Origin of the sequence: Kribbella orskensis, assembly GCF_004342085.1 — a bacterium.
GTDB lineage: Bacteria > Actinomycetota > Actinomycetes > Propionibacteriales > Kribbellaceae > Kribbella > Kribbella orskensis.
Map to the genome: position 1 here is coordinate 100,636 of NZ_SLWM01000018.1, position 13,229 is coordinate 113,864.

Annotated in this window: 11 protein-coding genes; 4 read left to right on the forward strand and 7 right to left on the reverse strand. The window is 68.3% G+C overall.

The window, feature by feature from the left end; translation table 11 throughout:
• The first annotated feature begins 61 nt into the window (after positions 1–61).
• The gene (locus tag EV644_RS33430; protein WP_132193539.1) at positions 62–1,603 is read left to right on the forward strand and encodes a serine/threonine-protein kinase; all 1,542 of its coding nucleotides are present in this window, start codon (positions 62–64) and stop codon (positions 1,601–1,603) included.
• 151 nt (positions 1,604–1,754) lie between these two features.
• Positions 1,755–2,948: an acyl-CoA dehydrogenase family protein gene (locus EV644_RS33435; protein ID WP_132193541.1), complete on the forward strand. Its 1,194-nt coding sequence runs from the start codon at positions 1,755–1,757 to the stop codon at positions 2,946–2,948.
• A gap of 154 nt (positions 2,949–3,102) precedes the next feature.
• On the opposite strand, the gene EV644_RS33440 is transcribed toward EV644_RS33435, so the two are convergent.
• Positions 3,103–4,191, reverse strand: coding sequence for a magnesium and cobalt transport protein CorA (locus EV644_RS33440; protein WP_199240134.1), 1,089 nt, complete (start codon positions 4,189–4,191; stop codon positions 3,103–3,105).
• Between the two features lie 96 nt (positions 4,192–4,287).
• Here EV644_RS33440 and EV644_RS33445 point away from each other — a divergent pair, with 96 nt between their 5' ends.
• A complete protein-coding gene (locus tag EV644_RS33445; protein ID WP_132193545.1) occupies positions 4,288–4,803 on the forward strand; it encodes a YflT domain-containing protein in 516 nt (171 codons plus the stop codon).
• 180 nt (positions 4,804–4,983) lie between these two features.
• Positions 4,984–5,496, forward strand: a complete 513-nt coding sequence (locus EV644_RS33450) for a MaoC family dehydratase (RefSeq protein ID WP_132193547.1) — start codon at positions 4,984–4,986, stop codon at positions 5,494–5,496.
• A gap of 23 nt (positions 5,497–5,519) precedes the next feature.
• On the opposite strand, the gene EV644_RS33455 is transcribed toward EV644_RS33450, so the two are convergent.
• From EV644_RS33455 to EV644_RS33480, 6 genes are all read right to left on the reverse strand, one after another.
• Positions 5,520–7,349: a GH39 family glycosyl hydrolase gene (locus EV644_RS33455; protein WP_132193549.1), complete on the reverse strand. Its 1,830-nt coding sequence runs from the start codon at positions 7,347–7,349 to the stop codon at positions 5,520–5,522.
• A gap of 89 nt (positions 7,350–7,438) precedes the next feature.
• Entirely contained in the window at positions 7,439–9,031 is a 1,593-nt protein-coding gene (locus tag EV644_RS33460; protein WP_132193551.1) for a glucoamylase family protein, read from the reverse strand.
• Positions 9,032–9,067: 36 nt separating this feature from the next.
• A complete protein-coding gene (locus EV644_RS33465) occupies positions 9,068–9,880 on the reverse strand; it encodes a carbohydrate ABC transporter permease (protein ID WP_132193553.1) in 813 nt (270 codons plus the stop codon).
• Positions 9,880–10,830 carry a carbohydrate ABC transporter permease gene (locus EV644_RS33470; protein ID WP_241999124.1) on the reverse strand — a complete coding sequence of 317 codons (951 nt, stop codon included), beginning with the start codon at positions 10,828–10,830 and terminating at the stop codon, positions 9,880–9,882. The genes EV644_RS33465 and EV644_RS33470 overlap by 1 nt, the downstream gene beginning before the upstream one ends.
• Before the next feature lie 6 nt (positions 10,831–10,836).
• Positions 10,837–12,132 (reverse strand): sugar ABC transporter substrate-binding protein, encoded by a 1,296-nt coding sequence (locus EV644_RS33475; protein ID WP_132193555.1) that lies wholly within the window; start codon positions 12,130–12,132, stop codon positions 10,837–10,839.
• Positions 12,133–12,141: 9 nt separating this feature from the next.
• Entirely contained in the window at positions 12,142–13,200 is a 1,059-nt protein-coding gene (locus tag EV644_RS33480) for a LacI family DNA-binding transcriptional regulator (protein WP_132193557.1), read from the reverse strand.
• Positions 13,201–13,229: the final 29 nt, after the last annotated feature.

The window sequence follows — 13,229 nt, forward strand, 5'->3', positions numbered from 1 at the left end:
CGTGGCCGCCTAAGGTAGCGGCGGCGATCCGGCCGTAGCTGAGGCGTAGTGGGGTGTTGGTGTGAACGGCGAGGTACTCGCAGGGCGCTACCGGTTGTTGTCCCCACTGGGGCACGGCGGAGCGGGCGAGGTGTGGCGGGCCGAGGACCAGGTTCTGGCCCGGCCGGTGGCGGTGAAACTGCTGCGCCGGATGGAAGGCGACCCGATGGACGCCGCCGAGCGATTCCGCACGGAGGCCCGTGCGGCGGCCCGGCTGACCCACCCGAACGTGGTCGGCACGTACGACGTGGGGACCGCGGCCGGCCAGGTGTTCCTGGTGATGGAACTGGTGAACGGCCCCGACCTCGCGCAGTTGCTCCGCAAGGAGGGCCTCCCGTCCAGCAAGCTGGTCGGCGATATCGCTCTGCAGGGTGCTCGGGCGCTGGACGCCGCTCACGCCGCGGGGATCGTGCACCGGGACGTCAAGCCGGGCAACCTCCTGCTGGCGCCTGACGGCACGCTCAAGATCACCGACTTCGGCATTGCCGAGGCAGCAGGTCTGGAAGGACCCGGCAGCGCAGTACTGCTCGGCACTGCTTCGTATGTCGCGCCCGAGCAGGTCCGTGGCCAGACAGCCACGCCTGCCAGCGACTGGTACGCGCTGGGCTGTGTCCTGTACGAACTGCTCGGGGGCCGGCCGCCGTTCGTCGCCGCCGACGACGTGGAGAGCGTGCTGCGCCAGCACCTGGACGCCACCCCGGTACCGATCGCCGTACGGCGTCCCGATGTGCCTGGGGGACTCGCTGAACTGGTGATGCGGCTGCTGGCCAAGGACCCCGCGGCCCGGCCGGCATCGGTTGCTGCCGTGACGGAATTCCTCAACAGCCAGCCGACGATGGTCGCGCCGGTGGATGACGGCACCCGGGTGCTGCCGCTCCTGCCGGCCGCCGCTGCGGGGGCGAGGCCCGGAGCCGCCGAGTCGGCGGGTGGCGGGGAGCCTGGCGACGGGCTGGCGCGGCTCGGGTTCGAGCCGGCTGACGACGACGAGTACGAGGTCGCGCCCGAGCCGGCCTCGCACCGACGCGCCACCAGGGGTTTGCCCTTCCCCAAGGTGCTCCTGGCGGCCGGAGTACTGCTGGCGGGTGTGGTGATCGCGGCCCTACTCCGCCAAGGGGTCTCCAACGACACGGCCGAGGCCGGCCCGCCGGCGGCGACGCCATCGGCCACGGTGGAGCCGGTGGCCAAGCCGAAGCCGACGCCGAGCAACACCCCGTCGAAGAAGCCCACTCCGAAGCCGACTCCCACCAAGAAGCCGTCTGAACCGCAGACCGCCAGCCCGCAGTCTCTGCGCACGCTTGCCCGGCTGGTGCGCGAGAGTGCGCAGGACGGCCGGGGGAGCCGGGCCGTGAAGGAGGCGGCGAAGGACCTCGACCAGGCGGCGGACGCGCTGGCCGAGGGAAACGAGCAGGAAGCCGTCAGGCAGTTCCAGTCGGCCCGGATGCGCCTGACTGCGGCCGAGCGGCAGCACCGCTGGCAGGGCACCCCGCAGATCGCCGCCCTGTTCGCGAGCATCGGCCGAACCCTTCCCGTGGGCGACGGGGACAGCCGTAACTCGGGCGAGTAGCCGGGCGCCGCAGCGCAGTACTGGCTGCGGCGTGAGGCAGGCGACGGTGTGGGGGTGGCCGGTGTCACAGCGGGTGTCGGGTCGGTACCGCGATGCTGGGACCCGCGATACTCACGAGTAAGCGTCGTGGGCGACGGAAGGAGCAGCGCAGATGAGCAGGTTGCAGCAGACCGAGGGACTCACCGACATCCAGGAGGAGATCCTGAAGACGGTCCGCTCCTTCGTCGAGTCCGAGATCCTGCCGGTCGCCACCGAGCTGGAGCACAAGGACGAGTACCCGACCGAGATCGTCGAGGGCCTCAAGGAGCTCGGGCTGTTCGGCCTGATGATCCCGGAGGAGTACGGCGGGCTGGGGGAGTCGCTGCTCACCTACGCGCTCTGCGTCGAGGAGATCGCCCGCGGCTGGATGAGTGTGTCCGGCATCATCAACACCCACTTCATCGTCGCATACATGCTGCTGCAGCACGGCACCGACGAGCAGAAGCAGCGGTACCTGCCGCGGATGGCGACCGGCGAGGTGCGCGGCGCGTTCTCGATGTCCGAGCCCGGCTGCGGCTCCGACGTCGCCGCGATCAAGACCAAGGCCGTGAAGGACGGTGACAGCTACACCATCAACGGCCAGAAGATGTGGCTGACGAACGGTGGCACGGCCAACCTGGTCGCGGTACTGGTGAAGACCGACGAGGGCAACGACTCGGTCTACAAGAACATGACCACCTTCCTGGTCGAGAAGGAGCCGGGTTTCGGCGAGGTGGACAAGGGCCTGACCGTGCCCGGCAAGATCGAGAAGATGGGCTACAAGGGGGTCGACACCACCGAGCTGATCTTCGACGGCTACCGGATCGACGCCGGCCAGATCCTCGGCGGCCAGCCGGGCAAGGGCTTCTACCAGATGATGGACGGCGTCGAGGTCGGCCGGGTGAACGTGGCCGCGCGCGGCTGCGGGGTGGCCCGGCGCGCGTTCGAGCTCGGCATCTCCTATGCGCAGCAGCGGGAGACCTTCGGCAAGAAGATCGCCGACCACCAGGCGGTGCTGTTCCGGCTGGCCGACATGGCGGTCAAGGTCGAGGCCGCGCATGAGCTGATGGTGAAGGCGGCCCGGAAGAAGGACGCCGGCTCCCGCAACGACTTCGAGGCCGGCGTCGCGAAGTACCTGGCCAGCGAGTACTGCTCACAGGTGGTCGAGGACTCGTTCCGGATCCACGGCGGCTACGGCTTCTCCAAGGAGTACGAGATCGAGCGCCTCTACCGAGAGGCCCCGATGCTGCTCATCGGCGAGGGCACGGCCGACATCCAGCGGATGATCATCGGCCGCCGCCTCCTCGAGGACTACAAGCTCAGCTGATCGGCACCGACGGCCGGGTGTTCCGCCAGCGCCTTGACATCCCGAATCCGCCGGTCGCAGACTGTGGCGGGCTGCTGACCGTACGCGATGGTGGCATTGAACCGGTCGGCGCGGACGCGGCACAACCGTTCGGGTCGCCCCGGGCGAGTCGGACTCAGAGCCAGCGGTTGCGCTTGAACAGCCGGTAGAGGCCGCTGCAGGCCAGCGCCATCACCCCGAGCACGATGAAGTAGCCGTACTTCCACTTCGTCTCGGGCATGTTCTCGAAGTTCATCCCGTAGATCCCGGCGATCAGGGTCGGTACGGCGATGATCGCGACCCAGGCCGAGATCCGCCGCATGTCCTCGTTCTCCGACACCTGCACCTGGGCCAGTCCGGCCTGCAGGATCGAGCTGAGCAGCTCGTCGAACGAGATCACCTGCTCCTTCACCCGCAGCAGGTGGTCGTCGACGTCGCGGAAGTAGTTCCTGGTCTCCTCGGTGATCAGCGAGTGCTCCTGGGTGGACAGGGCCCGCATCGGCCCGGTCAGCGGAGCCACCGCCCGCTTCAGTTCCAGCACCTCGCGCTTGAGCTGGTAGACCCGCTCGATGTTGCGCCAGCCGCGCGGGCTGAAGATCTCGATCTCGATCTGGTCGATGTCGTTCTGGACTGCCTGTGCGACCTCCAGGTAGCGGTCCACCACGTGGTCGGCGATGGCGTGCAGGACACCACCCGGCCCGGACCTGAGCCGCTTCGCATGCTGCTCGAGCTGTTGCCGCAGGCCGGACAGCTCGCCGTGGTCGCCGTGCCGCACGGTGATCACGAACCCCGGGCCGCAGAAGACCATCACCTCGCCGGACTCCACCACCTCGCTGGTTGCGGTGAGGTCGTCGTGCGGGACGTACCGGACGGTCTTGAGTACGGCGAACAGGCTGTCGTCGCCGTACCGCTCGAGCTTCGGGCGCTGGTGGGCCTCGGTGGCGTCCTCGACGGCCAGCGGGTGCAGGCCGAACTGCCGGCCGATCAGCTCCAGTTGCAGCGCGTTCGGCTCGAACAGGCCGATCCAGACGAATCCCTCGCCCCGGCGGGCCCGCTGCAGCGCCTCGACGTACGAGCCGATCTGGTGGTCGCGGTGGCCGTCGCGGTAGTACGCCCAGTCGATCAGACTGCCGTCGAGCTTGCCGCTGCCGACCAGATCGACCGGCGCCGGACCGGTCTGGGAACGCCGGGCGAAGACACGTCCGACCCGGCGTGTCGCGCCCATGTCCCACCTCCGCCCGGCCATCACGGCGAGGCTATCAATGTGCCGTCACCAGCCGTCGGCAATGATGGGGTTGGAAGCAAGTGGAGAGGAACGACGATGACCACCCAGGGCATGCCCTCGATGGACCCCCGGCCGACCGGTCTGACGATCGGGACCTACGACACGTACCGAGAGGCGCAGCGAGCGGTCGACTACCTCTCGGACGAGAAGTTCCCGGTCGAGCACACGACCATCGTCGGCAACAACCTTCGCCAGGTCGAGAAGATCACCGGCCGGCTGACCTGGGGGCGGGCGCTCACCGCCGGTCTGGCCAGTGGCGCCTGGTTCGGCCTGTTCGTCGGCGTGCTGCTCGGCATCTTCGCCCCCGACGGCGGTTGGCTGGCCGCCCTGCTGACCGGCCTGGTGCTGGGCGGACTGTTCGGGATGGCGTTCGGCGCGATCGGCTACGGTCAGCTGCGCGGCAGCCGCGACTTCACCTCGCGGACCTCCGTGGTGGCCACCACGTACGACGTACTGTGCGACTTCAAGTTCGCCGAGGAGGCCCGGAACCACCTCGCCAAGCTCGCACTCAAGGGCGAGGTAGCCCCACGCCTGCCGGAGCAGTCCAACTAGCGGCGCGGCCGATGAACTCCCGGAGTGCCCCACATCGGTGGTGGCACCTCCGGGTGACGTGCGTCTCGACCCGCGGTGCCTGCTGGGCGGTTGAGAGGTAGACCACGCGGCGAGGTACTGCCGTGACGGGCCCGGATTCGGCAGCATGGGTCCGGACGGGGCGGATCGGAAGGAGCCGGGATGCAGTTCGGGCGCAGCTACGAGGAGTTCGAGGTCGGTGCCGTCTACAAGCACTGGCCCGGCAAGACGGTCACCGAGTCGGACGACCACCTGTTCTGCCTGCTCACCATGAACCACCATCCGCTGCACCTGGACGCGAACTACGCCGAGCAGACTACCCAGTTCGGCAAGAACGTTGTGGTGGGCAACTACATCTACTCGATCCTGCTCGGCATGTCGGTCCCCGACGTGAGCGGCAAGGCGATCGCCAACCTGGAGATCGAGTCGCTGCGCCACATCGCCCCCACCTTCCACGGTGACACCATCTACGGCGAGACCACCGTGCTGGACAAGTGGGAGTCGAAGTCCAAGGACGACCGGGGCGTCGTCTACGTGGAGACCAAGGGCTACAAGCAGGACGGCACCGTCGTCTGCCTCTTCAAGCGCAAGGTGATGGTCCCGAAGAACTCCTACCTCGAGGCGCGCGGCGGCGACCAGCCGGGCCGGCCCACGCCGGCCGCGTCGACCGACTGATCGGACGGACCCTCGAAGTATCGTCAGTGAGCCGGCCGCACCTCGATCAGTACTGCGGACGGCATCGTCAGCGTCAAGGTGACCTCGTCGCCGTCACGAGCCAGTGGCTCCGTCCTGAGCTTGCTGAGCCCGGCCAGTTCCACCCACTGCTCCTCGGTCGGCCAGTCGCCGACCTCGAGGGCGGCCGCTTCCGCTGCCAGATCACCCGAGCCTTCGTCAGCGCGGAGGCCAGGCGTCAAGGAGGTGGCTGTCACCTGCCAGCTCGGGTCCAGGCCGGGGAGTGCCAGCTTCACCGTGCGGGTGAGGTCGGCGGATCCGTCCGCCTTGGTCTGGTCGAGGGTCAGGTTCCACAGGAGCACGGCGATCCGGTCGCGGTCGCGGGATGCCCAGGCCTCGATCAGGCTGCCGCCGCCATCACCCTCGATGGACACCGGGAGCTCGTCCGACCCGAGGCGGTTGAGCAGCGAGAGGGCATGAAACCGGGGCTTGGGGAGTCCGCCCACGGTCTGCAGACCGAAGCCGCCGTGCAGCAGGCGAGGTGGTCGGCCGAGTTCCTCGAAATGGTCGGAGGCGACCCAGTAGGCAAGGGCGTCCACCCGCCCGGCCGCCGAGCGCATCCCGCGCAGCAGGAAGACCCCTGAGAAGACCGAGTCGTTGATCGGGTTGAAGTGCGTCGGGGTGACGCCCCACTCCGTCCACAGGATCCGCGCATCACTGAACCCGTACCGATCCAGCGACGCCTGTACGTCGAGGGGCGGGCTTCCGTAGGTGTGGGTGGAGACGAAGTCCACCGGTGATCCGACAGCGGCGGCGTGCGCGAGCAGATCGTCGACCCACCCGGCCGCCGCGGAGGACGGCCCGCCAACGGCCAGCCGGTGGTCGACGGCCTTCACCGCGGCGGCGGTCACGTCGTACAGGCGCATCCACTCGGCCTTCGTGCCGGACCAGAAGACCTCGAGGTTGGCCTCGTTCCACACCTCGAAGTCCCAGTCGAGCACCTCGTCGAGGCCGTAGCGGTCGACCAGATGCGAGACGAGCCGATGGACCAGTTCGCCCCAGCGGTCCCAGGAGTGCGGCGGCGAGATGATCGCGCCGTACTCGAAGACGGTCTTCTTCGGGTCGGACGCCAGGTCCCGCGGCATGAACCCGAGCTCGACCACCGGCCGCAGCCCGATCCCGAGCAGCTTGTCGTAGATCGCGTCCACCACGGTGAAGTCGTAGACGGGTTCGCCGTCGCGTTCGGTGTAGACCCGGGTGTCGTCGTGGAAGATCGCGTGCGCGCGGACCGTCCGGACGCCGATCTCGTCGTGCATCCGGCGCAATGCCTGCTCGAGCTCGACGCCGATCTCCCGGCCGCCGCTGAGCTCCTTGCAGAGCAGCTGACTGAGCCGTTCGCTGCCGATCATCGGCGCCCACAGCCGGTGCAGCTCGGTGCCATCCGCAACGGCATCGACTAGCACCCGCACGTCCGGCACCTTGCCGTCGGCAACCAATGCCTTGGCAGCCACCGAAGCACTGGGACGGCCGTGCGTGGTCACCTCAGGAACGCTCGCCACCGCATACCTGTACTCGGTGCCGGGCGTGCCGGTGGTGTCGACATACGGCGGCGCCGGTACCGACAGGACGTCCCCGCTGTGGTGGTCCACGGGCTCGAGCGACGCGTCGTCCGTACCGCGCAGGATCAGGTAACCCACGGCTCCCCGGACCGGTGTCCAGTCGATCGTCACCTGCCCGACCCCGCCGACGGCCGTCACCTCCGCCGGCGGATCGAGGTCCGGGAACCGCAGCTCACGGGTCTCGTCGCTGCGGACCGAGATCCGCTCGTCCCAGTCGGTCTTAGCGTCGCTCTGCATACAGAAGGCTCCAGGTCGTTGCGTTGCGTCCGAAGAAGTGTTGAGACGTCCCCGCACTTCTTCGGACGCAACGGGATTTTGAGGGGGGATCAGTCGAGGCCGGCGGAGAACTGCTCCATCGCGATCAGCGGGCGGACGTGCCGGGCGACGTCGCCGACGCTGAAGTTGCGCCGGATCACGTCGTCGCCGAAGACGTTGCCGATGGCGCCCATCACCATCGCCTGATCCAGCGACAGGTAGCGGCGCGCGATCAACCCGGACTTCACCGCCACCGAGTCGAAGAACCCGCCACCGCCGTACGCGTGCAGCTTCGACTCGATCCCGGCCAGGTTCTGGATCGCCTGCTGCGGCGCGTACTGCATGGCCAGGAAGGCGGCGTGCGGCGTGACCACTCCGTCGCCGAAGGTCGGGTTCGGGTTCGTGCCCTCGCGGCAACCCTCGAAGCCGATGTCGTAGTTGGTCGCCTCCAGGTCGGAGGGGTACCCACCCGGGTCCATCCCGATCGCGTCGACGCCGTACACGGAGTACCCGCCGCGCGGGTTGCTCGCGGGGGAGAAGCCCCAGTACCCGTACTTCGCGTCGTCCAGCCCGTGCTCGATGTGCGCGCGCACGGTGAGCGGGTGGTTGATCCCCCAGCTCCGGGGAGCCCAGCTCGACTCGGGGATGAACAGGTCGGGCATCAGCGACTCGAACATGTCGCCACCCCACGACGGCACCAGCCGCATCCCGCGGTAGGTGTAGGCGCCCTCGAACACGTCGATGCCCAGGTAGGTCCGGTGCACGCCGACGGGCTTCTGCTCGACCCAGGACCAGTCGCAGGTCTCCGGGAAGGTCCGGTAGGTGGCGAAGTACTGCTCCGGCGGGACCTCGCCGCGGGCGATGCCGATGTACGGCGCGATCCGGGCCTCGGTGTTGCAGGTGTCGTAGTGGAACTTGCGGTAGTACACGTCCGGACCGGTACCGGCGTGGTTGCCCTTGTCGGTCTCCTCGTCCGGCGGCGGGGTCTCGAAGAAGCCGCCGCGCATCAGTCCCGCACCGACCCCGGGCCGGGCGTCGGGGTTGTAGTAGTAGGCGAAGTTCATCTTGTCCAGCAGCGAGTCGGCCAGGTGGCGGGCCCGCGGCTCGGCGTTGCGGACCACCATCAGAGCGGCCGCGAACCACCCGTTGTCGACGCTGGAGACGAACGGCGTGATCGCCCTGGTGCCGTCCGGGTCGACCTTGCGGACCTCACCAGTGGCCTCGTCGTACCAGTTGAAGTACATGCCGCTCGGGTCGTGGTGGTCCACCCGGGACATCGTGGTGAGCGTCTGGGTGATCCGGCGCAGCGACTCCTGCGGCGAGATGATGCCGAGCCGGCGGGCGACCACTGTGCTCCAGAGGTAGCCGCCGATGTTGGTCGGCGAGGTGTAGTTGCTGCGCACCGGGTTCGTGACCGATTCCCCGATGTTGTCGGCGGGCAGGCCGGTGTGCTCGTCCGTCATCGCAACCAGGCTGCGCCAGGTGTCCCGGGCCCAGCGGCCGACCAGCGCCTTCTCCTGCCGGCTCGGCTTCCACCCGCCCTTCAGCAGAACCCCCGGATCGGGAGTTCCGGCGTACGAGGCGGTGGCGGCGGTCGTGGTACCGATCAGGGCGGCGGATCCGGTTGCGGCTAATAGTGTGCGTCGGCTGATGTTGGCGGTCATCTGAGCCTCCAGGAGTCAATTTGAGTCCGGTACCGGCTACTTGAGTCCGGTGATGGCGATGCCTCGCGTGACGTGGCGCTGGAAGACCAGGAAGATCACCAGCACCGGTACGACGACCACGACCGCGCCGGCCATCAACAGGCCGTAGTTCTGCGCGTTCTGTCCGGTCGAGTACAGCGCCAGGGCGACGGGCAGGGTGTACATCTCCTCGGTCTGGGCGATCACCAGCGGCCAGAGGAAGTTGTTCCAGGAGCCGAGGAAGGTGAGGATGCCGAGGGTGGCCAGGGCAGGCCTGGTCAGCGGGAGCATGATCCGCGCGAAGATGCCCAGCTCGCTGGTGCCGTCCACCCGGCCGGCGTCCATCAGGTCGTCCGGCAGCCCGGAGAAGAACTGCCGCATCAGGAAGACGCCGAACGGCGACACCAGGAACGGCAGGATCAGGCCCGGGTAGCTGTTCGCCAGCCCGGCGTTGGTGACGAGCACGAACAGCGGCACGAACGTGACGACGCCCGGGATCATCAGGGTGGCCAGCACCAGCACGAACAGCGCGTTCCGGCCGCGGAACCGCAACTTGGCCAGCGAGTAGCCGACCATCGAGCAGAAGATCAGGTTGCCCGCGGTCACCGCGATCGCGACGATCGCCGAGTTGACGAAGTACTGCGGGAAGTTCGCCTTGCTGAACAGGTCGTCGTAGTTCTGTGAGGTAGGCGCCTCGGGCAACCAGGTCGGCGGGACCCGGAGCAGTTCGCCCTGGGTCTTGAAGCTGCCGAGGAACATCCAGGCGAACGGTGCCGCCACGGCGATCAGGCCGAGGACGGCGATCAGGTAGATCCACCAGGTGCGGCGCATCACTTCTCCCTCAGCAGCCGGAACTGGATGAAGGTGACCACGGCGATGACGACGAACAGGATGTAGCTCATCGAGGTGGCAAGCCCGTAGTTGCCGAAGCCGAACTGCTGGTACGTGTACATCGACACCGAGATGGTCGAGTTCAGCGGACCGCCCTGCGTCATCACCAGCGGCTCCTCGAAGAACTGCAGGTAGCCGATCCCGGTGGTGACGCTGGTGAACAGGATGGTCGGTCGCAGCAGCGGCAGGATCAGGTACCGGAACCGCTGCCAGGAGCTCGCCCCGTCGATCTGCCCGGCCTCCTCGACGGTGTGCGGGATGCCCTGCAGCCCGGCCAGGAAGATGATCATCGCGGCGCCGAAGTTGCGCCACATCGCCATCACGATCAGCGACGGCATCGCCCAGGTCTTCGACGCCAGCCAGTTCGGCCCGTCGATGCCGACCCAGGACAGCACCGTGTTCAGCAGCCCGGAGTCAGGCGCCAGCACGAACCGCCAGATCACCGCGATCGCGACGATCGACGTGATCACCGGCAGGTAGTACGCGACCTTGAACAGGCTCTGGAACTTCTTCACGCCCCGGTCCAGCAGGACCGCCGCCGCCAGCGCGGCGATGAGAGTCAGCGGCACCCCGACGATGACGAAGTACGCCGTGTTGAACGCGGCCTTGCGGAAGGTCTCGTCCGACAGCGCCTTCACGTAGTTGTCGATCCCGACCCCGTTCACCGCGAACGGGGTGCGCAGGTCGCGCTGCTTCATGTCGGTGAAGCTCATCGCGAGCGAACCGAGCACCGGCCCGGCGGTGAAGGCGAGGAAGAGCGCGACGAACGGCAGCGCCAGCAGCCAGGCCGCGGCGGTCTGGCGGTTGACCGAGCGACTGCGCGACCGCGGGGCCGGGGGACCGGCCGGGCGAGTGCGCCCGGCCGGTTCCTGCAGAGTGGCGGACGACATCGACGATCAGCCGCCGGTCCCGATCGCCGTGGCCTTGGTCTGGATCGCCTTGGCGGTGTCGGCGGGGGACTGGCCGGCCTTGACCATCTTCTCCACCTCGGCGTCGAAGGCGGTCGCGACCTGCTCCCAGTTCACGATCGCGGGCGGCGCCTTGGCGTCCTCGAGCTGCTTGCCGAAGACCGGCAGCAGCGGGTCCGAGGCGATGCTCGGGTCCTCCCACGCGCTCTTCACCGCGGGCAGGTCGGTGGACAGCTTGAACCAGCTGGCCTGGGTCTTCGCGTCGGACAGCCACTTGACCAGCTTCCAGGCGCTGTCCTTGTTCTTGCTGTCCTTGAACACGACGAAGTTGCTGCCGCCGACGAAGGAGGTCGCGGTCTTGTTCTTCGGCAGCTGGAAGACGCCGATGTTCGGCTTGATCTTCTCGCCGCCGAGCTTGGCGATCGAACCCGCCATCCACGGACCGGAGATGAACATCGGCACCTTGCCGCTGACGAACTGCGCCTCGGTCTGGTTCGGCGGCAGGTCGGTGCCGGCCAGCTTGTCGGTGAAGAAGCTCTGGTAGTACTTCAGCCCCTCCTGCATCTCCGGGGTGTCGAAGGTGAACTCCTTCTGGTCCTCACCGGTGATCGCGGCGCCCGCGGACCAGGAGAACGGCATCACGGTCTGCCAGGAGCCTGTGCCACCCGGCTGCAGATTGATCCCGTACTGCGCGCCGGCCTTGTCCTGCATCGCCCTGGCCATCGCCTTCAGGCCGTCCCAGTCGGTCGGGGGCGTGGTGATCCCGGCCTTGGCGGCCAGGTCCTTGCGGTAGTACACCAGCCGCGTCTCGACGTACCACGGGACGCCGTAGTTGGTGTCGCCCACCTTGGTGGTCTCGTTCGCGCCCTCGAAGAAGCCGGACGTGTCGATGCCGGACGGGGTCGGGTCGAGCGCCCCGAGGTCCGCGAACTCGCCCATCCAGGTGGTGCCGACCATGGCCGCGTCGGGCGTCGACTTGGCGGTGATCGCGGTGGTGAACTTGTTGTGCGCGGCGTCCCACGGGATCGGGGTGATCTTCACCTTGACGCCGGGGTTGGCCTGCTCGAACTCCTTGGTCAGCTGGGGCAGGTTCTCGCCCTCGGTGCCCATCGCCCAGACGGTGATCTCACCGGTCGCCGGGCCAGTGTCGACGCTGGTGGAGGCCTGCGGTGCCGCGTCGGGGGACTCCTCGGAACGGCCACAGCCGCTCAGCGCGAGCGCGGTGGCCAGGACGGCCGCGCCGCCGCTCACCAGTCGGCGCCGTCGGGTGGTCTGGGTGATCATGCTTTCTCCTCAACCGGTTCTTGTTGCCGTTGTCTCTGCTTCCCCCGGTCCTGTGCCGCAGCTCTCGCGCAGCACAAGCTGTGTCGCCAGAACGTCGTTCCTGGCCCGGGTGCGTTCCCCGGTGATGCGTTCGTGCAGTCTCTGGGCGGCCAGCCGGCCGAGCTCGGCCATCGGCTGCCGCACGGTGCTGAGTCCTGGCGACACATACCGAGCCGCCATCACGTCATCCCACCCCGTCACCACGATGTCCCCCGGTACTGCGACGCCGCCCTTCGCCAGCGCCTTCAACACCGCCAACGCCAGCTCGTCGTTGGCACAAACCAGCCCATCCGGCCGGCCTTTGCCTCCGACTTTGGTTGCGTCTAGCAACTTCGTGGCGAAGGCTGCTCCAGCTTCCTCGGTCAGCGGGACCCGCTCGGGCTCCGGCACCTTGAGCTTGTGCGCCTTCAAGGCTGCCGAGAAGCCGGCATAGCGCTCGGACACGTCGTACGAGCTGGCGGGGTCGCCGACAAAGAGCAGGTTGGTCCGCCCGTGGTCGAGCAACCGGCTGGTGAGTTGCTCCGCGCTGGTGGCGCTCTCGCTCCGGATCGAGTCACAGCCGGTCACCGGGGGATGGGCGACCAGCACCACCGGCACGTTCGCGCGGCGCAGGTCGAGCACCGCGGGCAGGTCCAGAGCGTTGCCATGGACAACGATCCCGTCGACCCGGCCGGCCAGGTCGCGCAGGCTCCGCTGGGGTTCGGGGTTCCCGTGCGTGACGGTCAGGATCACGCTCTGGCCGTGCTCACCGGCCCAGCGCTCGTACCCCATCAGCAGGTCGCCGTAGAACGGGCCGGCCAGGTCGGGCAGCACGAGCCCGTGCGCCTCGTGACGTTGCACCGCGAGGCTTCGGGCGGCTCGCAGGGGCACGTAGTTCAGCTCGTGCGCCGCCTGGTCGACCCGGGCTCGTGCCTTCGCCGACACCGGACCGGTCCCTTGCAGGACACGCGAAACCGTCGCGATCGACAGCTTCGCCAGCGCCGCGACGTCGTAGATCGTCGCGGGCCTGCCGGTCGGTCCGGAGGGCATCGGGCGGTCCTTTCCGGTCAGAATGGAAG